At 58.8% G+C, this 25526-nt stretch carries 17 protein-coding genes; 15 read left to right on the forward strand and 2 right to left on the reverse strand.

Going from position 1 to position 25526, the window contains the following annotated elements; translation table 11 throughout:
• The first annotated feature begins 246 nt into the window (after positions 1 to 246).
• Together LAP85_07740 and LAP85_07745 are read left to right on the forward strand one after the other, a co-directional pair.
• A complete protein-coding gene (locus tag LAP85_07740) occupies positions 247 to 4173 on the forward strand; it encodes a carboxypeptidase-like regulatory domain-containing protein (GenBank protein ID MBZ5496278.1) in 3927 nt (1308 codons plus the stop codon).
• 494 nt (positions 4174 to 4667) lie between these two features.
• Positions 4668 to 6278: a carboxypeptidase-like regulatory domain-containing protein gene (locus LAP85_07745; GenBank protein MBZ5496279.1), complete on the forward strand. Its 1611-nt coding sequence runs from the start codon at positions 4668 to 4670 to the stop codon at positions 6276 to 6278.
• 329 nt (positions 6279 to 6607) lie between these two features.
• Here LAP85_07745 and LAP85_07750 read toward each other — a convergent pair whose 3' ends face one another.
• Both LAP85_07750 and LAP85_07755 read right to left on the reverse strand, forming a co-directional pair.
• Complete coding sequence (locus tag LAP85_07750) at positions 6608 to 6853, reverse strand: hypothetical protein (GenBank protein ID MBZ5496280.1); 246 nt, start codon at positions 6851 to 6853, stop codon at positions 6608 to 6610.
• Positions 6846 to 7226, reverse strand: a complete 381-nt coding sequence (locus LAP85_07755; protein MBZ5496281.1) for a hypothetical protein — start codon at positions 7224 to 7226, stop codon at positions 6846 to 6848. Before LAP85_07755 ends, LAP85_07750 begins: the two co-directional genes overlap by 8 nt.
• 105 nt (positions 7227 to 7331) lie before the next feature.
• On the opposite strand from LAP85_07755, the gene LAP85_07760 reads away from it, so the two are divergent.
• The 13 genes from LAP85_07760 (at position 7332) to LAP85_07820 (ending at position 25523) form a co-directional block, all read left to right on the forward strand.
• A complete protein-coding gene (locus LAP85_07760) occupies positions 7332 to 7829 on the forward strand; it encodes a hypothetical protein (GenBank protein MBZ5496282.1) in 498 nt (165 codons plus the stop codon).
• Positions 7801 to 8373: a hemerythrin domain-containing protein gene (locus LAP85_07765; GenBank protein ID MBZ5496283.1), complete on the forward strand. Its 573-nt coding sequence runs from the start codon at positions 7801 to 7803 to the stop codon at positions 8371 to 8373. Before LAP85_07760 ends, LAP85_07765 begins: the two co-directional genes overlap by 29 nt.
• A 148-nt stretch (positions 8374 to 8521) precedes the next feature.
• Complete coding sequence (locus LAP85_07770; GenBank protein MBZ5496284.1) at positions 8522 to 8971, forward strand: hypothetical protein; 450 nt, start codon at positions 8522 to 8524, stop codon at positions 8969 to 8971.
• Between the two features lie 72 nt (positions 8972 to 9043).
• Positions 9044 to 10390 (forward strand): PQQ-binding-like beta-propeller repeat protein, encoded by a 1347-nt coding sequence (locus tag LAP85_07775; GenBank protein MBZ5496285.1) that lies wholly within the window; start codon positions 9044 to 9046, stop codon positions 10388 to 10390.
• Positions 10391 to 10790: 400 nt separating this feature from the next.
• Positions 10791 to 12020, forward strand: coding sequence for a PQQ-like beta-propeller repeat protein (locus tag LAP85_07780; GenBank protein MBZ5496286.1), 1230 nt, complete (start codon positions 10791 to 10793; stop codon positions 12018 to 12020).
• A 232-nt stretch (positions 12021 to 12252) separates the two neighbouring features.
• On the forward strand, positions 12253 to 13662 hold the full coding sequence (locus LAP85_07785) for a PQQ-binding-like beta-propeller repeat protein (protein MBZ5496287.1): 1410 nt from the start codon (positions 12253 to 12255) through the stop codon (positions 13660 to 13662).
• 130 nt (positions 13663 to 13792) lie between these two features.
• Positions 13793 to 14920, forward strand: a complete 1128-nt coding sequence (locus tag LAP85_07790; protein MBZ5496288.1) for a PQQ-binding-like beta-propeller repeat protein — start codon at positions 13793 to 13795, stop codon at positions 14918 to 14920.
• Between the two features lie 9 nt (positions 14921 to 14929).
• The gene (locus tag LAP85_07795; protein ID MBZ5496289.1) at positions 14930 to 16255 is read left to right on the forward strand and encodes a glycosyltransferase family 4 protein; all 1326 of its coding nucleotides are present in this window, start codon (positions 14930 to 14932) and stop codon (positions 16253 to 16255) included.
• Position 16256: 1 nt separating this feature from the next.
• A complete protein-coding gene (locus tag LAP85_07800; GenBank protein MBZ5496290.1) occupies positions 16257 to 16928 on the forward strand; it encodes an ABC transporter ATP-binding protein in 672 nt (223 codons plus the stop codon).
• Between the two features lie 16 nt (positions 16929 to 16944).
• Complete coding sequence (locus tag LAP85_07805; GenBank protein MBZ5496291.1) at positions 16945 to 20331, forward strand: ABC transporter permease; 3387 nt, start codon at positions 16945 to 16947, stop codon at positions 20329 to 20331.
• Positions 20332 to 20455: 124 nt separating this feature from the next.
• Positions 20456 to 21922 (forward strand): PQQ-binding-like beta-propeller repeat protein, encoded by a 1467-nt coding sequence (locus LAP85_07810; GenBank protein ID MBZ5496292.1) that lies wholly within the window; start codon positions 20456 to 20458, stop codon positions 21920 to 21922.
• Between the two features lie 322 nt (positions 21923 to 22244).
• A complete protein-coding gene (locus tag LAP85_07815; GenBank protein MBZ5496293.1) occupies positions 22245 to 23513 on the forward strand; it encodes a PQQ-binding-like beta-propeller repeat protein in 1269 nt (422 codons plus the stop codon).
• 186 nt (positions 23514 to 23699) lie between these two features.
• Positions 23700 to 25523, forward strand: a complete 1824-nt coding sequence (locus tag LAP85_07820) for a FecR domain-containing protein (protein MBZ5496294.1) — start codon at positions 23700 to 23702, stop codon at positions 25521 to 25523.
• Positions 25524 to 25526 lie beyond the last annotated feature (3 nt).

Genomic DNA, 25526 nt, shown 5'->3' on the forward strand with positions numbered 1-25526 from the left:
CAAGCAGCGGGTTTCCCTGGCAAATCCCGCGAATGCCAGGAACTTTCGTAGTATCAACGATGCCCGGCCGTGCCGTCAGGAAATGCAGCCGGAAGGCTGCATCTTCGACCGGTCTCGGACGTGGGGTAATGCTCTGTTTGGACAAACGCACCTTTCCAGTCGCTGGGCGACCACAAAAGGTATGGCAGGGAGAGATACGGATTCTCCTCAGGAACACAATCACCCATTTATCTCAGGGGAAAAAGAATGAAAGAGATCGTCTTAAGGTCATTTCTAGCACTGCTCCTGATGTCGGCGCTCAGCGTTGCCGGCTATGCCCAGGGCGGCGCGGCTTCCTCGCTCTCAGGAGTGGTCATCGACTCGTCCGGTGGCGTTGTCCCGGGCGCTGAAGTCAAAGTCAAAAACGACGCAACCGGCGCGGAGTACAGTACCGTCACGGCCGAAAACGGGACGTTTTCGATCCCGGCTTTGAGTTCGGGAACGTACACCGCCACCGTTTCCATGGCCAGTTTCAAGCAATCGATCGTCAAGGACATCCAGATCATAGCAGGTGTTCCGCAGACGATCCGCGTCACGCTCCAGGTCGGCGGCACCAACGAAACGGTTGTCGTTCAGGGAGGCGCCGAGATGGTGCAGTCGCAAACGGCCAACGTCACCACGACGTTAGTTCTCCGGCAGGTCGCCAACCTGCCGCTTGCGACGCGCAACGCGATGGACTTCCTCGTCTTTCTGCCGGGCGTAACCACGACGGGAGCTGCCCGGAACTCCACGGTCGCAGGTGTGCCGGGCGCAGCGGTAAATGTCACGATCGACGGCGTTAACACCCAGGACAATTCCAATAAGTCGGGCGACTCTTTCTTCAGCATGATTCAGCCGCGGCTCGATGCCATCGAGGAAGTGACGGTTTCCATGGCCGCATCCGGCGCGGATAGCTCCGGGCAAGGGGCGGTACAGATAAAGTTCGTCACCCGCTCCGGAAACAACGACTATCATGGCAGCCTCTACTGGTACCATCGCAACCCGGTGCTGAATTCCAATTACTGGTTCAACAACCGCAACCTCCAGCCTACGTACGATGGTACACGCACTCCCTGCACGCCGCAGCAGTTAGCCAGCGAATGGGATAAGTGCAAAGCGCCGCGCGACCGGATCCTGTTCAACCAGCCCGGCGGGCGGATCGGCGGTCCGATCGTACTCCCGAAGTCGATCTTCGGGCCGTTGGGGTTCAATGGCCGGGACAAGGCGTTTTTCTTCCTCAACTATGAAGAGTACAGGCTTCCGAGCGAAGCCACGCGGACGCGGACGATTTTTAATCCGCTGATCGATCAGGGAACTTTCCCGTACACCGTAGGTTCGGGAGTCAGCCTGGTGAACTTGCTGTCGCTGGCATCGTCCAAGGGCCAGACATCCACCATGGATCCAACCGTTCAGAAACTGCTGTCCGACATCCGCCAGTCGACCTCCAAAGGCAGCGTGGTCGCGCGGCCGGACCCGGCGTACATGGACTTCAGTTTCACCAACAAGGCCCTCGATCTGCGGAAGTTCATCACCAGCCGTTTCGACTTCAATCTGACCAGCAAGCACCGGCTTGAGGGCAGTTGGAACTACTCGATCTATGATCTCACGATCGACCTGTTGAACAGCGGCGATGCGAGCTATCCGGATTTTCCGAGCGTTAACGGATACCTGGGGCTCAGGCATTCGACTTCGATAGCACTGCGGTCGACTCTGTCACCCAGACTCGTGAACGAATTCCGCACCGGGCTGCAAGCAGGCTCCGGTCTGTTTGGCCCAGGGGTCGACGCCAGCATGTTTTCCGGAACACTGGCGAACCAGGACGGCTACGCATTGGCCCTCAGCGACGCGGGCATTACCAACGTCTACCGGAGCAGTTCCCCGAGCCGGCGCGATCCTCCGTATGTGCTGTTCGAAGATACGATAAACTGGATGCGGGGCCCGCATAGCTTTAGTTTCGGCGGCACCTTCAGCAACACCGGCATGTGGACCTTCAGTCAGACGGTTGTGCCTTCGATTGGATTCGGAGTGGACACCACCTTCGACCCGGCGCGCATCCTGTTTGATTCGGTCAATGGCCCGGTGAATTTCCAGGGTGCATCCAACACACAAATCAGCACGGCGCGAGACATCTACGGCGTCCTGACCGGACGCGTCGATTCCATCGGCGGCAGCGCCGTTCTGAACGAGATCACCAACAAGTACGCCTTTAACGGTCCCAACGTCACACGTTCGCATCAGCGCGAATTAGGGCTTTTCGCGCAGGATTCATGGCGGATGCATCCCGGCTTGACAGTCACACTCGGCCTGCGCTACGAGTTGCAGCTTCCCTTCGTACCGCTGAACGACGTGTTTTCGAAGGCCTCGCTTGCGGATGTCTGGGGACCCTCCGGCTTCAACAGTCTCTTCAAGCCCGGCGCCACCGGCGGAAAACAAACGGAATACACACCGTACAAGAAAGGCGATCATGCCTACAACATCGACTACAAAGCCTTCGCCCCGAGCGTCGGTTTTGCATGGACTCCGAAGGTAGGCAGCGGCTGGCTCGAGCGGCTGTTGGGTAGCGGGCAGACCGTGCTGCGCGGCGGATTCTCAGTTGCGTACAATCGCTACGGGATGTTCACGTACAGCAATATCTTCACCTCCAATCCGGGCCTCACCCTCACGGCCTCGCGTAACATGTCGCTGGGCAACCTTGTCAGCAACACCGGAACCGATGTGCTGCCGGTCCTGTTCCGCGACAAGAGCCGTCTCGGCCCGCCGCCTTTCCCGTCACAGCCGAATTACCCGCTCCTGCCCACAACGAGCGATTCGGTCCGCTCCTTCGATCCTGATCTCAAGACTCCCTACACCATGACCTGGTCATTCGGGATTCAACGGGAACTGTCCAAAGACATGGCGATCGAAGTGCGCTACATGGCCACACGCAGCCTGCAATCGTACAGCACTTACAACTTGAACGAGCGCAACATCGTAGAGAACGGACTCCTCAACGAGTTCAAGCTGGCAATGGCTAACTTGCAGGCGAACATCGCGGCAGGGAAAGGGAATACCTTCAAATATTACGGCCCGGGAACCAACACATCGCCCTTGCCCATAAGTCTCGCATATTTCAGCGGGTATTCGTCTTCGCAAGCCGGCGATGCCACCAAGTACACCTCCAGCAATTTCAGCAGTTCAACTTATGTGAACACGCTGGCGCTGACCAATCCAAATCCGAGCAGTTACGCGGGCAGTCTGTACGGTAGCGCGGCTCAGCGGGCCAATGCCCTGGCTGCCGGACTGCCGGCCAACCTGTTCGTGGTTAATCCCTCGGTAAGCAGCGCCCAGATTCTGGGGAACGGCGGCTTCAACCAGTACGACGGCATGACGGTGGAACTGCGCCGCCGGATGTCCAAAGGGCTGCTGGTTCAGGCGAACTACACGTTCGCGAAGAGCCTGGGAATATCGAGCAGCTCCTTCCGCCAGCCCTGGATTAAGTCGCTCGGCGGCACCCTGCCGCACGCGTTCAAGCTCAACTGGGTTTATGAATTGCCCTTCGGTAAGGGCAGGGCAGTCTTCGCCAACACAACCGGCGTGATCGACCGGATCATCGGCGGTTGGGAGTTCCAGGGTACCGGCAGGCTACAGGCCGGAGAGCTTCTCAACTTCGGCAATGTCAGGCTGGTCGGCATGACACTGAACGACCTGAAGGACGCCGTGGGCCTGTACTTCGACGATGTGAACCGGCAGATCTATTATGTGCCGAATGACATCCGGACCAACACAATCGCAGCCTTCAACACCAGCGCGACCACATCGACGGGTTACAGCACCTCGTTTGGGGTGCCGACCGGCCGATACGTCGCGCCGGCGAGTACGGCGAATTGCATCCAGATCGTAAGCGGCGATTGCGCCCCGTACACCAACTACGTCCGGGGGCCGATATTCACGCGTTTTGATCTGAGCCTCGTGAAGCGGGTGCGTTTCACCGAAACGAAGAATTTCGAGCTGCGCGCCGAATTCCTGAATGCATTCAACTATACCAACTTCTACGGCACCACATGCGCGAGCAGCAGCCAGACCTGCGGCCGCGTGTCGTCGGCGTACTCCGACCGCAACGGGCAGGTTGATCCGGGCGGACGGCTGGTGCAGTTTGTGGTTCGCTTGAACTTCTAGACAATCGGGGACGCCTCCCTGTTCCGAACGGACTGAGGCTGGAGTGATCGACTCAGATCCCGCTCGCAACAGGGGGGCTTCCACTCCCGGAAAGGCCGGGGGTTGTGATACGCAATATGATCCGTGTTTGATAAGTTGTGCTCCGCAAAAAAAGCATCCGTATTGCCTGCTCCCGGGTCAGGTGGGCCTGGTTGGTGGCGCCCAACACCATCATGTGGCATCCTGCATGCCCATGGATATGATCAGAGCGCTCAACCGCCTTCTGACCGTCTCATTTGATGCTCTGCGGCAGGATTGATTCGGACCTCTGCCACCAAACCTCAGATCAATCCGCGCGCCGGCACCAGATCTGAGACCAAATTGCTGTCCTTCCCAAATCGCACTCGCCTGCCGCGATAAAACTTCGTCCGCATAATGGGATCCAGCGTATATAAATGCAATTGCATGGAAAAGTCCGGTGTGTACCGGGGCCTTCCTTTTATGGAGGTTGAGCCATGAGTTCGGTGCCCGGCGCTAAGGAGAGAATCTGGCTGCTGGCTGCGATCGCAATCCTGGGCCTGCTGGCGTGGCTTTGGCGGGCACACGTTGAATGCCCGAATACGGCAACGAAAAGCGGCGGATCGGAAGCGCTCTCATCCAATCCAAAATCTACCGAAGTAACGTCCCGTGAGTCGAAACTGCCTGTTCCCATGCCCGGTTCTGGCGTGCCCACGTCCGTTCCCATGATCCCGATCCGCGTTGTGGGAAGAGATGCCGGCGTAGAAATACACAGTTATGGCAAGGCGCTCGTCGAGATCGACTATGTTGATGGGCTGACGAATCGGCCGGTAACTTCCGGGACCATAACCATTGAGCCCTTTTATGGGCCGGATCTTACGGCGGAGCTGAACGACGAAGGCAAGATTTTCTTCGAAGCCGAACCTGGAGATTATTATCTGCGTTCCTCCTGCCCCGAGTATTACAAAAAAATGGAGAATATCGCAGTCCCACAGGCGTCGGGGAATATTCAGAAGATCATCCGATTGAGCCGGTCCGTTTTTCTGCGAGGCATAGTCAAGAACGCCGACGGCAAGGCTCAACCTGAAGCCTGCATCACGATTGTCGCGGGTGGGGAATCGTGCATTTCGAGGAGCGGCAACAACGGCATTTTTGAAGCGCAATTGCCGGCGCACAACATTGACAAAATCTATGCGTTCAGGCCTCCGCACGCCATCGCCGAATTGGGGCCGCTGACGTTGTCGGAATCTCACAATCCCTTCCTGGAGATCACCCTCCCGGAAGATTATGAGACCGTGAGGTTGACGGGAAAGGTTCTGGATGACCAGAACCGGCCCGTCGAAGATGCGTGGGTGGAGCTGCGAGCGAAATCCTCTTACCGGGAACAACGCCCGCACATTCTCATCTCAATGGCCGAACGTTCCTACTACGACTCGATCAGAACCGACGCGGCTGGCCGCTTTTCGGTCGAATTGTTGCCGCAGCGTGAAGTCGCCCTGACGGTGCGCGCCGAGAATCTGGAATACTACTCCGAGACTCTGGACGTCCTGAATGACGTTCACCGGGATATTCGTCTCAAGCGCGATCCGCTGTTCAAGGTCAAGGTGCAGGATATTGACGGGCACCTGGTGTCCGGTCTGGGAGTCACGGCGATTGCACCCAGCGGTAGAGCGGTCCACTTTTATTCATCGGAGAAGGGAGTCTATTTCGCCTCATCGTATCCGTTTGTCATTTTCGCTGCGGGTCTCAACAACAATCTGGGAACGACCGCCAGCGCTTGGATCGGCAGCTATCGCGATGAAATCACGCTCACGCTCGGCCAGGCGCAAATTGCCGGCCGGGCCATGGACGAAGCCGGGAACCCGGTCAAGTTCATCAGAGTGGATTTTCTGCTTGCCCGGGCCGATTCCTACCACTGCGGCGGTCCGATGGAGTTTTATTCGCAGGACGGATCCTTCGTCATCCGAAACCTCGTTGCCGGCAAAGCATCGCTCACAATCACTCCGGGATTCTCGGAACAACGCAAGGGGCTGAACGAATTCCAGCAGGATGTGGCGGTGACAGAAGGCCGGACAACATTCGTCCCCGTGATTTTCAAAGCGAAGTGAATTCAAGCTGCCGTTTTGGAGTTCAGATCTCCGAGTAGGCGTTTCCTCCAGCTTATCTGGCCAGGGGGCGGCGGGCGTCATGGTCGTCAGGGGCGATGGGCTCGCTCCGATAAACAGAGAAGGCCGGATGCCTCCAACTGCGCGGGATCTCGACCAGGGAGGGGTGATCTTAACCGGTACCAAGACGAAGCAACGTTGCTTGGATCCAAGAATCAACAGAGGCCCTTCAGATGTCAAAACTGATGGGGATGCCAAAAGTCAGTCTTGACATCTGATCTGTCATAGAAGTCTTCGAGGTGAGTTTTTGAGCCAGCGCCTCACGGGATTTTTCAGCGTCCTTTATAGACGCTCTCCAGCTTCTTCGAAAAGGCCGCCTGATCGACCTCGTTTCCATACACCCTCTCGCAGAGTCTTCGCTTGATCTCGAAGTCGGACAGACCGGGAGGCAGAGACGCGAGCAGGATTGTGCGCGCCGTTTCGAACATCTGACTGCCCATAATCAGGCGTTCAGAGCCGGTACGTGCCATCAGCATGTCCCGGACCATCGCGGCAATTCCAGGAGGCGTATCATTCATAATGCTTCACTAGGTTCTCCAGCAACTCGCGCACAGAAAGCAATTGCGAGCGGCTTCGAAGGTAGTTCAGGTCGCATTCGGTCTTGAGAAGATTGCCGGCATCCTTAAGTTGGATTTCGGACTTGGAATCCTTCCCCCAGGCCAGCTTGGACAGAATCAGGTCCTCGCGGCTGACTATCCAGGTATGAAAATCCTCCAGGAGGATCTCCTTCCTTCGTGCAAATTCCTCCAACCGGAATGGCTCGTCCTTGCGCACTATGCAGTCTACCTTAATTACGCTGTCGAAATGGATCAGATTGAACATGGACCGCTGTGAGATCGCGAGCGCGACCGTCCCCGGATCGATGTAATAATCGGTTTCAAACAGGCCCACAATGACATCATCGATGAAACCACCACTTCGCGGAACCTGGAAAAACGAGTATTATTCAGACTCACCGCCGGACATATCCTCCTGCAGGTGGAAGGAAGGAAACGGGTGGTTCGATATTGCCTCACGACGTCCATGGCACTCGTGCTGTGGTTTTATGCCCTGCCGGCTCCGGCACAGGTTGTTCCCGGGAAATGGCAGAAGGTGGATGCTTTGCCTGCCGGGACTCAAATCATCATCAAGACAAACTATGGGGAGATCGTGGATTGCGTTTATTTCAGCTCGGACCGTGAGACGCTCCTGATTGTCGAAACCAACGGCGGTGTGCAGCGCAGGATATTCAAACCATCAGTCGAGAAAGTTACCGCGAAAAACTACGACGACCGATTGACCAACGGGGCCATTCTGGGACTATCGACCGGAGCGGCCCTTGGTGTCGTGCTGTCCTCCCTATCCGGCAGGGAGCACCACAGTATCGGCGTGTCGGATCGATTGTTGGGCGGCGTTGTCGGCGGTTTGCTGGGTTTGGGCCTCGGCATCTTCATAGATTCCCAGCACAAAGGGCGGGAAGTGTTGTATGAAGCGGCGAAAAGGACGGATCACTGAGCCCTCCGGCCAGTCAAGGAAGATCGTGCCGGGTCCGATTTATCAACTGCTGGCAATGGGCCACAGGAGGCTCGAGAGCCTGTTGGCCCGGGCCGCCCTGATCCCTGGCAGGCTAGACCTGGAGGCATACGGGGAATTTCGCGCCGAATTGCTGAGACACATTGGCATGGAGGAGAACATCCTGATCCCGGCAGCGCAACGTGCCCGCCGCGGCGGACCCTTGCCGATGGCTGCCAGGCTTCGCCTCGACCATGGGGCGTTGGCCGCACTCCTGGTACCCCCGCCGACCCTCGGGATCGTCGCTGCAATCCGCGCGATTCTGTCTGTTCATAATTTGGCCGAGGAAGGGACCGGTGGCCTTTATGAGACCTGTGAGGAATTGGCCGGCGACGATCTCGGCATGCTCACCGAAAGACTGCGCGACGCTCCTTACCCCAGGTTGAAACCGCATGTATCCAATGCGCGTGTGGATGAAGCGACACGACGCGCTCTTGCCAGGGCAGGATACGATTTCGATGTCCTGGCAGGCCCTGGAAACCATTAAAGTGGAACGAACGCCGCAGCCCGAAAATCGCGGGTTCTCTTGTCCCCGTACCATCGGGGTGCCAGGTGCATGCCGATCCTGACGCCGGTGTCGGAAGGAGGGCGCCGATAGGTCTGCTCCTGGCTTGATAATCGGTGAGGAGGACACCATGAATGTGACCGAACTGTTGGAGGAAAAGCGCGGGGCAATCGTAGATGAGGCAACCGAGGCGATCCAAAGGGCACACATGCGCCATTATGAATCCTTGGACCCGAAACGAATGCGGGAGCGTTTGAAGACACTCTGCGACATCATCCTGGAATGCCTGAAGGCGGACAGCATCACGCCCATGACCAGGTACGCGGGGCAGATCGCCGGAGAGCGATTCTTCTCGGGTTTTACCCTGCGCGAAGTGCAGACCGCATTTAACGTGCTGGAGGAATCCATCTGGAATCAGATCCTGGATGAGATGCGGCCCGAGGAGTTCTCATCCGCAGTCATAGCAGTGAACGGCCCGCTCAGGACGGGCAAAGACGAGGTCGCGCGCGCTTATTTCTCACTGGTCAGCAGGAGCAAGGTTCCTTCTCCGGATCTTGAGACCCCATTTACCCAATCCTGACCGTTGCCCACTGTGCCACTATTTGCTAGAGAGGAGCATTAACCGGTGATCCTTCCCCTGAAATCTCGCGGTATGTCGGCCCTTCTCCTGTCGGCAGTCCTGATTTCCCCTGCGGCGGGACAGAAGAATCCCGCCGGCTCGAATTGGCCCTCTTTCCGTGGACCCAACGCCAGCGGCATCGCGGAAGGGTTTTCGCTTCCAACCACATGGGATGCTACCACTTCAAAGAACATCCTGTGGAAGACTCCAATTCCGGGACTTGGCCATTCGAGCCCGATTGTCTGGGGGAACCGCATCTACGTGTCGACGGCTATCAGCGGCATTGACAGGCCTGAGCTCAAGGTGGGTCTGTATGGCGACATCGGTTCCGTCGAGGACAGGACTTCTCACCGCTGGATTGTCTATTGTCTGGACAGGCTGTCCGGCAAAATCATCTGGGGAAAAACGGTCTATTCGGGAGTTCCCAAGATCAAAAGACACCCCAAGTCCACTCATGCCAATACAACACTGGCGACCGACGGGCGGCACCTCGTAGCTTTTTTTGGTTCTGAAGGTCTTCACTGTTTTGACATGGATGGCAAACCGCTTTGGACGAAGGACCTCGGGCTGCTCGACTCGGGCTACTATGTGGCTCCCGAGGCGCAGTGGGAGTTCGGAAGCTCTCCCATCATCTACCGGGACAGGGTGCTGATACAGTGCGACGTCCTTAATGGCTCGTTCATCGCGGCGTTGAACGTCAAGGACGGCAGTGAAGTCTGGCGCACTCCCCGGAACGACGTTCCGACCTGGGGAACTCCGACCGTTTATGACGACGGCAAGCAGGCTCAAATGATCATAAACGGCTACAGGCACATCGGCAGCTACGACGTAAACACGGGCACAGAGCTCTGGCGACTCAGGGGTGGTGGCGATATCCCCGTGCCTACACCGGTCGTGGCGCGCGACATGGTCTTCATAACGAATGCCCACGGCACCATGGCTCCCATTTATGCAATCCGGCTGAACGCGATCGGCGACATTTCCCTCAAGGCGAACGAGACCTCGAACGAGTTTGTCGCCTGGAGTACGCCCCGCGAGGGGGCCTACATGATCACGCCCATCGTTTATGGCGACTACCTTTACAGCTGCAAGAACAACGGGGTGTTGTACTGCTACGAGGCTGGGACCGGCAAGAAAGTCTACCAGGAGCGCCTCGGCGACGGGACCACCGGTTTCACAGCAGCACCGGTTGCGGGCGACGCCAAGATCTACTTTTCAAGCGAGGATGGGGACATCTACGTGGTCAAGGCCGGCTCCAGGTTTGAGATTCTCTCCAAGAATCCCATGGGAGAAATCTGCATGGCGAGCCCGGCCATCTCCGGAGGCGTCATCTACTTCCGTACCAAAGAACACGTGGTCGCGGTTTCCGCCAGGCCGTGAATTCTTTCCGATTGCGCTGGGAGGAACTGTACGGGCTGAAGCCCGCACCCACCGAATCTGAGATCAGTGGAACTAGCTTCAGCCCGGATCATTTATGAATGTGCGACCAAAATGCAGTTTTGGAGGCGAAAAAACGCTGGCCGACGCCGACCGTTTGGTCTTGGCCGGCGTTTATCCGCATCCAATTTTATTGCTTTTCATGGGCGAGCGGTTCTGCTTCATGAATAATTCAGGTCAGGAGTCCGCTGTTGGCACTGAACTGGAGACGAGTAGCGGCGGGTTTTGTTCCATGGGTTTCCGAACGTCAGTTGGCGCTCTTTTTTGCACCTCCTGGGTTTCAGGGTTTCTGTGGTAATCTTTTTTGCCTGTCCAGACCGTATAGCGGAAGATCGGGAGGGATATGCGTTCACATAGGTTTTTTCTCGCTCTCCTAGGAAGTTTTTTAGTCGCTGGAGCTGCCGCACAGAGCGATTGGCCGCAGTGGCGGGGTCCGGACCGGAACGGCGTTTCCACGGAGACCGGACTCCTGAAGCAGTGGCCGCAGGCGGGACCACCGAGGGCCTGGTCAACCTCCAACCTCGGAAAAGGCTACGGAACGGTTGCCATCCAGGGCGACCGCATCCTCGTGCAGGGGACGCAGGGCGGCAGCAGCGTCGTGTTCTGCCTCAACCGTGCCGACGGCAAAACGATCTGGACGCGAGTGCTGGGCCGGAGCCTGGACCAGGACAAGGGGGGCGGCCCGCGGGGAACCCCCACCGTGGAAGGCGAGCGTGTGTATGCGTTGTCGGAGGACGGCGACCTCGCATGCCTCCAGTGTAAAGATGGTTCCTTGGTCTGGGCGCACAACATCCTCAAGGAATTCAAAGCTTCGAACCCTCAGTGGCTTCTTAGCGAATCTCCCCTTATCGATGGCAAGAACCTGATCGTAACTCCGGGTGGAAACGGGGCTGGGATGGCAGCGCTGGACAAAGCGACCGGCAAGACCGTTTGGACGACCCGCGAGCTGAGTGATCCGGCCGCCTACTCTTCATGCATTGTCGCCGATGTCCAGGGTGTGCGCACAATCATGACACTGACCTCGCTGGCGGGAGTCGGTGTGCGTGCGAACGATGGCAAGCTCATGTGGCGTTACGCAAAGGTTGCGAACGACACGGCCAACGTTACGACGCCACTCTTTTTCAAGGACAGAGTCTTTTACACTTCGGCTTACGACACCGGCTGTGCGCTGCTCCAGTTAAAGGCGGAGAACGGGGATGTAAAAGCTGAGCCGGTCTATTTCAGCCGTGAGATGATGAACCATCACGGCGGAGTCGTGCTGGTGAACGGATACCTGTACGGCTTTTCGAACACGGTTCTGGTCTGCATGGCATTCGATACCGGCAGGGTTATGTGGCGGAACCGGAGCGTGGGGAAGGGTTCGCTCACTTATGCAGATGGGAATCTCTATCTCCTTGGGGAGGAGAACACGGTCGGCTTGGCCGAGGCGAATCCGTCCGCCTACGTCGAAAGGGGACGGTTCAAAATCGACGATCAGGGGTGGCCCAGCTGGGCGCACCCTGTCGTCTGCGGCGCCAAACTCTATATTCGGAATCAGGGCGTACTCGTCTGCTACGATATCAAAGCCAAGTAGTGAATACACTTCTGGTGAAGTCCGTGGAGTGCGGCTGCTTGCAGCCGCCTGAAGATGGTCCAAGGCAGGACGCCAAAAAATCCAGGCGCAGCCAGGCTTGCGCGCTTCCCGGCCTTCGGCGCATTTCAGATTTTACGGACGGTGTGCCGTGTATTCACTTTTTCGAGAGCTCAAGATGAAACGAATTCCACAGCGTTCTCACAAATCAAGATCATGCGCCCTGAGCTTCATTATGCTGCCTCTGCTGACGGTGCCGCTTGTTTCTCAGGATTGGCCCATGTGGGGCGCCACGGCGCAACGGAATATGGCATCATCCATGAAGAAGCTGCCCGCGTCCTGGGACATCAAGACGAACAAGAACATCAAATGGAAGGCGGATCTCGGCTCGACGTCTTATGGGAATCCGGTGGTGGCGGACGGAAAAGTGTTTGTAGGCACGAACAATGAGAACCCGAAGAATCCCGAGATCAAGGGGGACAAGGGCGTTCTCATGTGCTTCCGTGAATCCGACGGCAGGTTTCTCTGGCAGGCGATCTCGGACAAGCTGGAATCAGGGAAGGAGAACGACTGGCCTGAACAGGGGGTCTGCTCCGCTCCGGCGGTGGAGGGGAAACGGCTCTACTACGTGACCAACCGCGGAGAACTGGTTTGCCTGGACACGGAAGGATTCCTGGACGGCAAAAACGACGGCCCTTACCAGGACGAAGTCCACAAGGGGCCCACCGATGCCGATGTCATCTGGAAGCTGGATATGATGAAAGAGCTGGGCGTATTCCAGCACAATATGGCCAATTCCTCGCCGCTCGTCTGGGAAAGCCTGGTTTTCGTCGAAACCTCAAATGGCCGCGACGACAGCCATGAAAAAATCCCGTCGCCCCAGGCTCCCAGCTTCATCGCGGTCGACAAAAACACCGGCAAGGTGATTTGGCAGGACAACTCCCCGGGCGACCGCATCCTGCACGGTCAGTGGTCCTCGCCGGCTCTCGGCGAGGTCGACGGCTTGATGCAGGCTTTTTTCCCAGGCGGCGACGGGTGGCTCTATGGCTTCAATGCGCGCACGGGCGAAAAACTCTGGAAGTTCGATTTGAATCCGAAAGACGCGGTTTGGCCGAAAACACGCAACGACGGCATTGCCACGCCCGTCTTCTACGAAGGGAAGGTCTTTCTTGCCGTAGGCCAGGACCCCGAGAGCGGCGAAGGCGTGGGGCATATGTACTGCATCGATCCGACCAGGCGAGGGGACATCACGGAATCAGGCCGCATCTGGCACTACGATAAAATACGCCGCTCCATTTCCACGGCTGCAATCGCGGACGGGCTGGTTTACATCTCCGATTTCAGCGGATTTCTCCATTGCCTGGATCTCAGATCCGGAAACCCCTATTGGACTTTCGACGCGCTTGCCGCCGTGTGGGGCTCTCCTCTGGCGGCCGACGGGAAAGTCTATCTCGGGGATGAGGACGGTGACGTCGTTGTGCTCCAGGCAGGGAAGGTGATGAAGAAGATCGCGGAAATAAACATGGGAAGTTCGGTCTACAGTACACCCGTGCCCGCAAACGGCGTGCTCTACATAATGACGCGCTCGACGCTTTATGCAATTGCGAATGCCGGTGCAGCGTCTGAGGGTCGATTCCCGGAATGAATGGTTTCCGGTTAGCACAAGCCGGCAGGCACGATGCCGCCTTTACGGTCATCAGAAAAGCGACGTCGTGCTGCGGCACTCCAATGCGCCCGCGGCGCACAGCAAAATCTGCTAAGATTTCCATACTCTTATGACAGACGACAGAATGCTGGGCTTTGTTGTTTCGTGTCTTGCACTTTGCGGCGTGCTGGCAACAGCTTCGCAGCTTCCGGTACGTCTCGATGCCTGGCCGATGTTTCGGGGATCGTCCGCGCTGTGCGGAGTCTCGGAAACTCAGTTGCCGAAAACGCTCAAATTACGCTGGAGCTACCAGGCGAAAGATTCGATCGAGTCTTCAGCGGCAATCGTGGACGGCACGGTCTATGTGGGATCGATGGACGGCTCGCTCCACGCGATCGACCTCGCTGCTGGAAAGGTGCGCTGGCAGTATGGGACGGGAGGACCTGTCGAGGAGTCATCGCCCTGTGTCCACAGCGGAATGGCCTACGTAGGGGATCTGAACGGCGTCCTTCACGCAGTGGATGTTGCCACCGGGAAAGCCCGCTGGACGTTCAAAACCGACGGCGAGATCAAGTCCTCACCGAACTGGGCCGGCAACCGCATCTATTTCGGATCCTACGACCAGTACCTTTACTGCCTTTCGGCCACGACGGGCGCGCTGGTATGGAAGTACAGGACGGAAGGCCCCGTGCACTGCACGCCGGCAATCGACAAAGAGACAGTCTACATATCGGGTTGTGACGAGAACTTCCGCGCCCTCGAGGCGGACACGGGAAAGCAACTTTACGCATTGCCGCTCGGTGCGTACGCGGGGGCGTCGGCCGCTGTGCGGGACGGCCAGGCGTACGTCGGTACATTCGGAAATGAGGTGCTGGGCATCGATCTCAAGCGGCGCATCACCAGCTGGACCTACAGCCACCCTACCCGCAACTTTCCGTTTTATTCCTCAGCCGCACTGACCAACGATCGCGTGGTTCTGGGCGGGCGCGACAAGATCGTGCATTGCCTGGCGAGATCTACCGGCAAGGCGGTCTGGACTTTTTCGACGCGGGCCCGGGTGGAGTCGTCACCGCTCATCACGGGGAATCGTGTTTTTGTCGGATCAAACGACGGTGTTCTGTACGAGCTGGACCTGGCCACAGGCAAGAAAATCTGGGAATTTACCGCCGGCGCGCCGCTTTCGGCTTCGCCCGCCGCAGCCCAGAATGCGCTTGTCATCGGATCCCAGGACGGCATGGTTTACTGTTTCGGCGATTGAAGCGGGATTATGAACATAGCTTACATCACCGCGGGTGCGGGAAACATGTACTGCGGCAGTTGCCTGCGCGACAACACTCTCGCGGCAGCCTTGATGGACGCAGGGCATGAGGTCCTCCTGATCCCGGCCTACACGCCAACGCGCACTGACGAACGCAACGTAAGCCTGAACCGGGTGTTTCTGGGTGGCATCAATGTCTATCTCCAACATCACTCCGGGATTTTCCGCAAAACTCCGTGGATGCTGGACCGGCTCCTGGACTTCCCGCCTTTTTTGAGGCTCATGACCCGATGGGGCGTGAGTGTAGACCCTGCGCATCTGGGCAGGTTGACTGTGTCCATGCTGCAGGGCACGAGCGGGCATGTGCGCAAAGAGATTCTGAAACTCGTCCGGTTTCTTGCCCGGGAACTTTCCCCGGAGATCATCAACATCCCCAATTCCCTTCTCATTTCCCTGGCGCCCGCTATCAAAGCGGAGATGAACGTGCCGGTCTGTTGCACGCTGCAGGGGGAAGACCTTTTCCTCGACGGTCTCGGCGAGCCTTATCGAAGCGAGTCGTTGCGCATGATCCGCGAGCATGCGGCATGCGTCGATGCCTTTGTGGCAGTCAGCCATTTTGGCGCTCAGCAAGCGGTCGAGTATTTCGGGATCGAACGAAGCCGTATCCGTGTTGTGCCTCTGGGCATAAATTGCGACGGTTACAGCCCGCGGAACGGCGCGGATCCCGAACCCTTCACGATCGGCTACCTGGCGCGCATCGCCCCCGAAAAGGGCCTGCACCTGCTCTGCGAGGCTTATCGCCGCCTGAGGTCGGCCGGAGGGCTCACCCGCAGCCGGTTGTGGGCGGCAGGCTATCTGGCCCCGGAACACAGGTCCTATCTGGCGGACGTCCGGGGAAAGATGGAATCCTGGGGATTGTCCGGGGAATTCGCTTACCTCGGCGAACTGGACAGGCGGGGCAAACTCACGTTCCTGCGAAATCTGAGTGCGCTTTCCGTTCCGGGGCCCCATCCGGATCCGAAAGGACTGTTTCTGCTCGAAGCCATGGCCTGCGCCATTCCTGTCGCCCAGCCGCGGTGCGGGGCTTTCACCGAGATAGTGGAAACCACAGGCGGCGGCATCCTGGTGGAACCCGGCAATCCGGACAACCTGGCCGAGGGAATATTGCAGTTCTGGAAGGATCCCGGGCAGAGAAGGGAATTGGGCTCCAGAGGATACGAGGGCGTGCGGGCACACTACAGCTCGGCGCGGATGGCGGAAGAGGCACTGAAGGTCTATCAGTCCCTTCTGAAGAAAGAGGATAAAATTGCTGTGAAGATCAGCGGGGAGAGATAAGGTGCTCGAAGTTCGCAACCTTACGAAGGAATACCCCACACCTGCGGGTCCGCTACACGTGTTGTCGGATATAAATCTCTCTCTCACCGAGAAAGACTCCGTCTCGATCGTGGGTCCCTCGGGCAGCGGCAAGAGCACACTTCTCTACATACTGGGCACGCTCGAACCGCCGACCTCGGGGACGGTTCTGTTGAGCGGAAGGAATCCGTTCGAACTCAATGACAAGAGCCTCGCCGCGTTCCGCAACGAACAGGTCGGTTTTGTCTTCCAGGACCACCACCTGCTCCCCCAGTGCACGGTGCTCGAAAACGTGCTCATCCCGACCCTGGTGGCGCAGGGTACGGATGGCGAATCGCAGCGCCGTGCTCTCGAGCTGCTCGATCAGGTCGGCCTCAGCCCCAGGATGCACCACCGCCCGCACGAACTCTCCGGCGGCGAAAAACAGCGGGTGGCACTGGCCCGGGCCCTCGTGCGCAAACCGCAGCTCGTGCTCTGCGACGAGCCGACAGGAAACCTGGATCACGAGTCGACGGAAGCGGTGGCCGCGTTGCTCCTGGAACTGCACCGGAGCCGCCGGGCCATCCTGATCGTCGTCACCCACAATCTGGACCTCGCGCAGAGATTCGACCTGAAATACAGTCTCAGGGACGCCTCCCTGCGCCCGAATTTCTGAGTTTCCGGAGAAAGTGATGAGACTGAGCCGGCTCCTACGCCGCAACCTGTTGCACTACTGGCGCACGAACCTCGCGGTCGTCGCCGGCGTCGCAACCGCGGTCTCCGTGCTCTCGGGCGCTTTGCTCGTGGGCCAGTCCGTGCGGGACAGCCTGCGCAGATTGCTCTATGAGCGGCTCGGCGCCACGGAATACACGGTTTCCGCCGACCACTTTTTTCGCGAAGATCTCGCCGTCGCATTGACCTCGCCGGCTGAAACAAAAAATTCTGAGGAAAGTTGCCCGATCATTTATCTCCAGGGCGTGGTGATCCTTGAAGGAACAGGCACACGTGCATACGACGTCAATGTCTATGGTGTCGACGAAAGGTTTTGGAAATTGCAGGGCGCGGCGGCTCGGAATGGCCCGGAAGGGCGCACGGCGCTGGTTGGCTTACCACTCGCACTAAGGCTTGGCGTGCACGTGGGCGACGGGCTGCTCCTGAGAATCGAGACCCAGCCGGCAATTCCGAGGGAGTCGCTTTATGGGCGCCGCGAAAATGTCGGCAGGACGGTGCGGTTGGTTTGCGGCGAGATCCTGTCCGCGGAAAGTCTGGGAGAGTTCTCTCTGCGGCCCAGCCAGGGAAACGTGTTTTCCATATTCGTACCTCTCGAGCGTCTTCAGCGGGACCTGGCGCAGGCGGCAGGCGCAAATGCGATTCTTCTGGCTCCAAAATCGCAGGATTTAGATCTCCAGAAGATCAGTGGCTCGCTCGAGGAGAAATTCACACTGAAAGACGCGGGTGTAATGCTCCGGCCTCTGCCGTCGCTGACCGGAATTGCGGTTGAGAGCTCCCGCATCCTGCTCAGTGAATCGATTGCGAGGGCTGCGTTCGGAGCTGCTGCCGATGCCGGGATGAAAGCTTCCGGCGTCTTCACCTACCTCGCCAATTCCATAAGTGCCGGCGGCCGCGAGATCCCTTACTCTGTCATCACTGCCGCGGACCTCGGACAGGGCGCCATGAATGCGATCCGCGGGATTGAAGGCTTCGCGCCACAGCCTGTGCCTGTCAATGCAGACGACTCCATCTGGCTCAACGAGTGGGCCTGGCGCGACCTGGGAATCTCCCGCGGGGATAGCGTGGAGGTCGACTATTACCTCTGGCAGGAAAAAGGAAGCCTGGCGACACGAACTGCCCGTTTCCGTTTGGCAGGCGTTGTGTCCATGGGCGGAGACGTCGACGCCGCGCTGGCGCCGGATTTTCCGGGCATCACGGAAGCCCGGAGCATAAGAGCGTGGGATCCGCCGTTTCCGTTGGATCTGCGCCGCGTCCGCCCGAAAGACGAGGAGTACTGGAACCGCTACCGGGCCACACCCAAGGCTTTTATCACGCTGGCGAGGGGTCAGGAACTTTGGCAGAGTCGTTTCGGAAAACTCTCCGGCGTGCGCATTGCGCTGCCTGAAGGCGCGGATTTGAAGTCTGCGCAGGACAGACTGGCGGAGAGACTTCGCGCCCGCCTCGACCCGGAGGCGGCGGGATTTGCCGTCGATGCCGTGAAGAAACGAGGGCTGGATGCCTCCCAGGGATCAACGGATTTCGGGGAGTATTTTGTTTATTTCAGTTTTTTCCTGATCGCGTCGGCTATTCTCCTGTCGGCCCTGTTTTTCAGGCTGGGCGTCGAGCAGCGGGTGCGGGAGATCGGGACCCTCCAGGCAATGGGCTTTCCCACGAGGGTCATTCAAACCATTTTTCTCCTCGAAGGCGCGGCGCTATCGGTCGGAGGGAGCCTTCTCGGCCTGCTCGGCGCCATCGGGTATGGGGGGCTTCTGGTTCTCGGCCTGCGCACCTGGTGGCTAGCCGCGGTGGGAACGCGCCGCCTGTACCTGCACGTTTCCTGGGCGGACATGGCTTTGGGAGCGGGCGCCGGCATACTCGCTTCTCTTGCAATCATCGCGTGGACGCTCCGCGGCCTGCGGCGCAACTCACCACGCGCGCTCCTTGCCGATGTTCTGGAATCGGCACCGGTAAAGAGGCGGCGTACGCGCATTTTCGTAATCATTTCGTGCGTTTCCTTCCTGGGTGCCGCGCTGATGCTCCTCGGCTCGGCCTCCGGAAAGATCCCGGACGTCGAGGGATTTTTCGGATCAGGCTTTCTGCTGCTGGCTTCGGTTTTGAGCCTGGCTGCCCTCTACTTCCGGCGCCACCGTCCGAGCCCCATTTCCGGGCATGGCTGGCGTTCCTTCTTCCGCCTGGGGGCCAGGAATGCCATGCACAGGCCGGGACGCAGTCTGCTCTGTGTCGCTCTGATGGCTTCGGCGACTTTCATCATTGTTTCCGTGGAAGCCTTCCGGAAGGATCCACAGAGTGTCTCAATGGAGCCGGCGTCCGGGACCGGAGGGTATCCTTTGCTTGCGCACTCCGCCCTCCCCGTCGTCTACGATCCCAACAGCGCGGCAGGACGCGAAGCCTTGGGGATTCCGCAGTCGGAGGTGCCGGAGCTTGCGCAGGTAAGGTTCGTGCCGTTCCGCGAGCGTCCCGGTGACGACACCAGTTGTCTGAATCTCTATGCTCCACAGGAACCGAGGATTCTTGGGGCGGCGCATTCGTTTCTTGCCGGCGGCCGATTTTCATTTCAAGACTCGACGGCTTCCACCCCGGAGGAAAAGCGGAACCCGTGGCTGCTGCTCGAATCCACTCCTCGGGACGGGGCCATACCTGCCATCGGAGACGCGAACACGGTTCAATACATTCTGCACCTCTCGGTTGGGCGCGAGCTCACGGTGCGCCAGAGCGACGGGACTCCGGCACGCCTGCGCCTGGTCGCGGCCCTGCGCGACAGTATCCTGCAGGGAGAGCTGGTGATTTCCGAGGCGAACTTCCTGCGCGCATTCCCCGACCGGGAGGGCTATCATTTTTTCCTGCTCGACGTGGCGCCGGGCAAGGCGGCATCCCTGATACAGCCTCTGATGGAAATCCTGGCGGATTGGGGCTTCGACGTTGAATCCTCCGGAGAGCGGCTGGCAGCATATCACCGGGTGGAAAACACCTACCTCTCCACCTTCCAGTCGCTGGGAGCACTGGGCCTGATTTTGGGAACCGCCGGCCTCGCAACCGTCCTGCTGCGCAACGTGCTCGAACGGCGGCACGAGCTGGCCCTTCTGCGCGCCGTGGGGTATCGCAGACAGGTTTTGTCGGCAATCATCATCGCCGAAAACATTGTGCTCATGACCTGGGGCCTGGCATGCGGCACAGTCTGCGCACTCCTTGCCATCGCGCCGGCGCTACACGCCCGCGGTGGCTCGGTTCCCTTCGTGATGGGAGGCTGGATCCTGATCGCAGTCCTGACGGTCGGATTGGCATCATCATTTCTGGCTGCCGCTGCAGCGTTTCGTGCGCCGGTGCTCGGCGCGCTGAGGTCGGAATGACGTCGCCTTATGCCAAAGCAAGCCGCAAAGACCGGAAGACCTCAATGAAATCAAAGTCAGCGTTTTGGGATTTTCGAAGTCTCTGCGAACTAATCGTAAGCTTCTATACTGGAATCGACTCAATATGAAAAATAGCCGGTATTGCCAACGCTTGGTCCTGTTCTCCTTGCTCGCACTTTGTTTCCGCCATTCGGCGGCGCAAGACCAGTGGACGCGCTTTCGCGGGCCCAACGGGTCAGGAGTGTCCACGGCCACCAACCTGCCCGTTGAATTCGGGCCGGAAAAAAACGTGGTCTGGAAAACTCCATTGCCGCCCGGCCACTCGTCGCCGGTGCTAACCGGTACGCGCATCTTCCTCACGGCCCATACGAAGGACAAGGAGAACTACCAACTGTCCGTCATCTGCCTCGACCGCCAGTCGGGTAAGCTGCTCTGGCAACGCGAGGTCCCGCGCACGCAAAAAGGCCGGCTGCAGAACGTCAACGGCCCGGCATCGCCCAGCCCGGTCACGGACGGCACAAACGTGTACGTCTTTTTCCAGGACTTCGGGATGCTGGCCTTCGATGCCCAAGGAAAAGAAAAATGGCGCCTGCCGCTGGGACCGTTCAACATCTTCTACGGCTTCGGCGCCTCGCCGATTCTGGTGGATGACAAAGTGATATTGGCGGTCGATCAGGATCTTAATTCCTACCTGATCGCCGTCGACAAAAACACCGGCAAGCTGACATGGAAGGTGGACCGGCCGGGAGTGATTTCGGGCTACTCCACGCCGACGCTTTATCAGCCCAAGGGCGGCCCGAAGCAGATCATCGTTCCCGAGTCCTTCCAGCTCTCGTGTTATGCCGTGGAAGACGGCAAGCGCCTCTGGTGGGTACGGGGTCTGCCCTGCGAAATGAAATCCGTGGCGAGCTATGACGATCAGTCCCTGTATGTCAACGGCTGGGGATTTCCACAAAACCAGCCCGGCCAGCATGTGCCTACCGTCGCTTTTGAAGAAGGATTGAAGCGTTACGACAAGAACCACGACGGGCTTATCGCGAAGGAGGAAATTTCCGGCACTGAGCCGATGGACAGGATGCTCGCGCCCAACTCTGGATTTGACGCCTTCGACCTGGACCGCGACGGCAGACTGAATGCGAAGGAGTGGGAAGTGTTCCGGTCGATGATGGCCTCGGAAAACGGGCTTCTGGCAATCAGGCTCGGCGGCCGGGGAGATATGACCGACACGGCAATCCGGTGGCGCTATCAACGTCCCGTGCCGCAGGTCCCCTCGACACTGCTGTACCAGGGCGTGTTATTTATGATCAACGACAGCGGCATCCTGACTTCGTTCGATCCCACGACCGGCAACGTCCTCAAACAGGGCCGATTGAAGGGCGCGATTGACAAGTATTTCGCCTCTCCGGTCGGGGCCGACGGCAAGGTGTGGTTGGTCAGCCAGGACGGCACCGTCTCCGTGGTTTCGGCCAGGGGTGACTGGGAGATTCTGGCGGTCGATGCGCTCGGCGATGAGGTGTTTGCGACACCCGCGGTCGCCGATGGCCGGCTCTACATCCGGACGCAGAACATGCTCTACTGCTTCGGAAAATGAATTCCGTGCGCTCAGTTTCTTTCTCCGGACCGAACTGATTGATAATCATGAAATATAGTGACAGAGACAAGATTTCCCGCCCCGAAGGGGCGGAAAGAGCATAGCCCCGGGCGTGAGCCCGGGGTTGTGGACAGGTAAAGAAGGAGCCCCGAAGGGGCGACACATCTATCCTTGGAATAGCATCACTATAATATCTGGTCCTCAATAGACGCAATTTCATTCTGGGTGTATGCAACAAACCGCAGATCATCACAGATAGTTATCCGCGTTGTCTGTGCGCATCCGCGGTTTACAATAAGACCAAACGTGGAGGTGGGTGGCTATGCGTCGATGCTTTCTGTTCTCCTGCGCCCTGCTCGTTTCTCAGGTGGCGGCTCTTGCCGGGAATTGGCCCCAGTGGCGCGGCCCCAACTTGAACGGGACGGCTGAGGAGAAAAACGTGCCCGTGAGGTGGAGCACGACCGAGAACGTGACCTGGAAGCTCGCGATGCCCGATTTTTCGGGCTCCACCCCGATCATTTGGAACGATCGCATTTTTCTGAATGTCGGGGAGGGAACCGAGCTCTACCTCTCTTGCGTGGATCGCGACAAAGGGACGGAGATCTGGAAGAAGCATCTGGGCACGGGGAACACTAAGGTGCGCAAGCAGAATATGTCTTCACCCTCGCCGGTGACCGACGGCAAGAACGTTTGGGTATTGACCGGAACCGGCATGCTCAAAGCCTTCGACTTCAGCGGCAATGAGGTCTGGGCGCGGGATATTCAGAAGGATTATGGCCGTTTCGGCCTCAATTGGGGCTATGCTTCGTCCCCGTTGCTTCATAAAGATTTGCTTTACATCCAGGTTCTTCACGGGATGAAGACCGACGATCCGTCCTACGTGCTCGCCATCGAGAAGCTCACCGGCAAGACGCGCTGGCGCGTTGAGCGGCCGACGGACGCCCAGCTCGAGTCCCCCGATGCATACACGACGCCTGCCCTGCTGCGCTATGACGACAAGGAGGAGATCGTCATCAGCGGGGGCGACTACGTCACGGGGCACGATCCCGCCACCGGCGCGGAGCTCTGGCGTGCCGGCGGTCTCAATCCCTCCAAGGACAGGAACTATCGCATTGTGGCTTCGCCCGTGGCAGCAGACGGTATGGTATACGTGCCCTCACGGGTGCGCCCGCTGATAGCTCTCAAGGCGGGCGGACGCGGAGACGTCAGCCGATCTCACCTTGCCTGGACCACCGACCAGGGTCCGGACGTGCCGACACCGGCATGCGACGGGAAGTACATCTTCATCCTGAACGACCGCGGCATCCTGTGGTGCCGGGATGCCAAGACCGGCGCCGAGGTCTGGGGGAACCAGAGAATCAGGACGGGGACCTACAGCGCTTCTCCCGTGATCGCGGGCGGCAAGCTCTACGTCACCAGCGAGGATGGGATCACGACTGTGCTGGAAGCGGGCCCCCTGTTCAAAGTGCTCGGGGAAAACGATCTGTCCGATTACACCCTATCTTCTCCCGCAGTATCGGACGGGCAGATCTTCATGCGCACTCAGGGCTATCTCTACTGCATCGGCATGCGCACACCCGCGTCGAAGTAACCGGAAATCCCGTGACAGGCGACCTGGAAAATCCTTGAAAAAATCAGGGCGGTCGCGCCCGATGGGTCCGAGAGTTACGCCGCCTATCCGCGGATCCAGGAAGCGGCGTCAGCCGATACAAGCCGGAGCGCATTGGCAAACAGGCGGGAATTGGCATATGCTTGTCAGCCGGCAGAAGAGACACCGATGAAGCGGCAACTCAATCCGACTGCGGCGAACTTCATATTCGTGGCAGTGCTCTGCTGTTATCCCCCCAACGCCTTGATCCATGCCCAGCACTCGATTTCCACCAAATCGGGATTGGTCAGTCGTGTTCAGGGGCAGGTATTTGTCCAGCATGCACAAGCCGAAAATCGTGAGGCGGTCTCGCCCGATCTGCAGATGATGGACGGCGACCGGCTGGCCACTGAAGCGATGAGCCGCGCGGAGATCCTGGTCAACTCCGCTGCCTATCTCCGCCTCGATGAACAGGCTGAAGTGCGTGCAGTCAACACCTTGCTGACGGAAGCGCGTTTTGAATTGCTGCGCGGGATGTTCATAATCCAGGCGGGCAACGCGGCCCCGCCGCGGACTTTCGCCGGCGGGCGGGGCAGAACGGCCAGGCTGGATGCATCTCTGGCCTTTGAAGTCGTCACGCCGCACGGCATCCTGACGGTCGGCAAAGACGGGCTCTTCCGAATCAGCATCGAGCCTTCGGCCACCCGTATCGACGTCTTTGAAGGAGAAATCGCGCTGGGGGGGCGATCTGAAGCGCCGCGCAGCAAGGTGGGGAGGGTCGGCGGCGGCAAGCGAGTGACGTTGACCGGCAATCATCAGACCAATCCGGCCATCACCGCGTTGAAGCTGAGGCCGTTTGACGAATTTGACCGATGGGGTTTCCCCATTGTCAGGCATGGTGTGGTGCGCCGGCTGGAGGGTGAAGCGTTTGCCAGCCGGGGCAGGGAGCAAGTTGATGGCTATCGTGTCTCTCCAGAGTTCCAGCTGAGAGAAGACCAGTTGTTGTGGACCAGGAAAGCAAGCTATCTGGAATTAATGATCAATCGCGGAGCCTATCTGTGCCTCAACCAATTGACCCAGATTCGGGCGGTCAAGACTGAAACCGAAGATGCCGTGTTCGAGCTGCTTCGAGGCGCCATTATCGTCAATTCCGTAAATATGTTCCCGGAGAGGCCAGTCAAAATCATTACGCCGCAGGGGACCTTCGCCGTCAAGCGCGGGGCCTTCGCCCGCTTCGACGTCGGTATGCTGGAAACTGCCGTCCAGGTGCGTCGGGGCGGGGTGCAGAACGGCGCGACTGCTCTGGGCAGCGGCACACGGCTGGTTCTGGGCGGTGGCACGCCGCCTGCCCGCGAAAGGAATACATTCGAAAAGGATGTTTTTGACCCTTTCGACCGGTGGAGTTCAGGTCTTCTGAGAGCCGGCACTATCACGCGCTACGAAGGCAAAGTCACCCTCGAGCGCCAGGGAGGGGCAAGGCTGGCACTGGACAAGAGTCCACCGGGAACGCGGGCGCAACTGTTGGAAGGGGGACATCTGTCGACCGAGCGCGGCAGCCGTGCCGTATTGAGCTTCGGCGTCTTTTCGATCCACGTGGATGAAAACAGCGAGCTTCTCGCCGTCAGCACTGCGGAGCCAACACGGGAATTTGAGTTGGTGCGCGGCTCTGCCATTGTTTATACAGAGCCTGATTCCGCCATCTATTCGAGAATGAGCCTCAAGATCTCCACCCCGCACGGCCAGGCCGACATATCCGGCGGAGGCACGTTTCGCTTCGATGTGGACTCTTCAGGAACGAAGGTTAAGGTCCGTTCCGGTTCGCTCCTCATCAGCAAGCCCAAAGAGGGGGCTGCCAAGGCCGGTGTTAGACTCAAAGAGAAGGGGACTGCCTATTTGAGTGCTGGTGCGGGCGCCCCGCAAATCTCCAGGATTCCGGATGCTCCCGATGATTTCGACCTGTGGAGCGTCGGGGCTCGCCAATTCCCATTTCAAGCGGTGGTACGCGACCGGTGATGC

The organism is Terriglobia bacterium (assembly GCA_020072565.1).
GTDB lineage: Bacteria > Acidobacteriota > UBA6911 > UBA6911 > UBA6911 > JAFNAG01.

What these genes read in the sequence shown, in the direction of transcription:
- LAP85_07795 (MBZ5496289.1), top strand. Translation starts at nt 14,930, where the DNA reads ATGAACATAGCTTACATCACCGCGGGTGCGGGAAACATGTACTGCGGC.
- LAP85_07810 (MBZ5496292.1), top strand. Translation starts at nt 20,456, where the DNA reads ATGAAAAATAGCCGGTATTGCCAACGCTTGGTCCTGTTCTCCTTGCTC.
- LAP85_07815 (MBZ5496293.1), top strand. Translation starts at nt 22,245, where the DNA reads ATGCGTCGATGCTTTCTGTTCTCCTGCGCCCTGCTCGTTTCTCAGGTG.
- LAP85_07770 (MBZ5496284.1), top strand. Translation starts at nt 8,522, where the DNA reads ATGAATGTGACCGAACTGTTGGAGGAAAAGCGCGGGGCAATCGTAGAT.
- LAP85_07750 (MBZ5496280.1), bottom strand. Translation starts at nt 6,853, where the DNA reads ATGAATGATACGCCTCCTGGAATTGCCGCGATGGTCCGGGACATGCTG.
- LAP85_07820 (MBZ5496294.1), top strand. Translation starts at nt 23,700, where the DNA reads ATGAAGCGGCAACTCAATCCGACTGCGGCGAACTTCATATTCGTGGCA.
- LAP85_07765 (MBZ5496283.1), top strand. Translation starts at nt 7,801, where the DNA reads ATGAAGCGGCGAAAAGGACGGATCACTGAGCCCTCCGGCCAGTCAAGG.
- LAP85_07745 (MBZ5496279.1), top strand. Translation starts at nt 4,668, where the DNA reads ATGAGTTCGGTGCCCGGCGCTAAGGAGAGAATCTGGCTGCTGGCTGCG.
- LAP85_07775 (MBZ5496285.1), top strand. Translation starts at nt 9,044, where the DNA reads ATGTCGGCCCTTCTCCTGTCGGCAGTCCTGATTTCCCCTGCGGCGGGA.
- LAP85_07740 (MBZ5496278.1), top strand. Translation starts at nt 247, where the DNA reads ATGAAAGAGATCGTCTTAAGGTCATTTCTAGCACTGCTCCTGATGTCG.
- LAP85_07805 (MBZ5496291.1), top strand. Translation starts at nt 16,945, where the DNA reads ATGAGACTGAGCCGGCTCCTACGCCGCAACCTGTTGCACTACTGGCGC.
- LAP85_07790 (MBZ5496288.1), top strand. Translation starts at nt 13,793, where the DNA reads ATGACAGACGACAGAATGCTGGGCTTTGTTGTTTCGTGTCTTGCACTT.
- LAP85_07780 (MBZ5496286.1), top strand. Translation starts at nt 10,791, where the DNA reads ATGCGTTCACATAGGTTTTTTCTCGCTCTCCTAGGAAGTTTTTTAGTC.
- LAP85_07785 (MBZ5496287.1), top strand. Translation starts at nt 12,253, where the DNA reads ATGCTGCCTCTGCTGACGGTGCCGCTTGTTTCTCAGGATTGGCCCATG.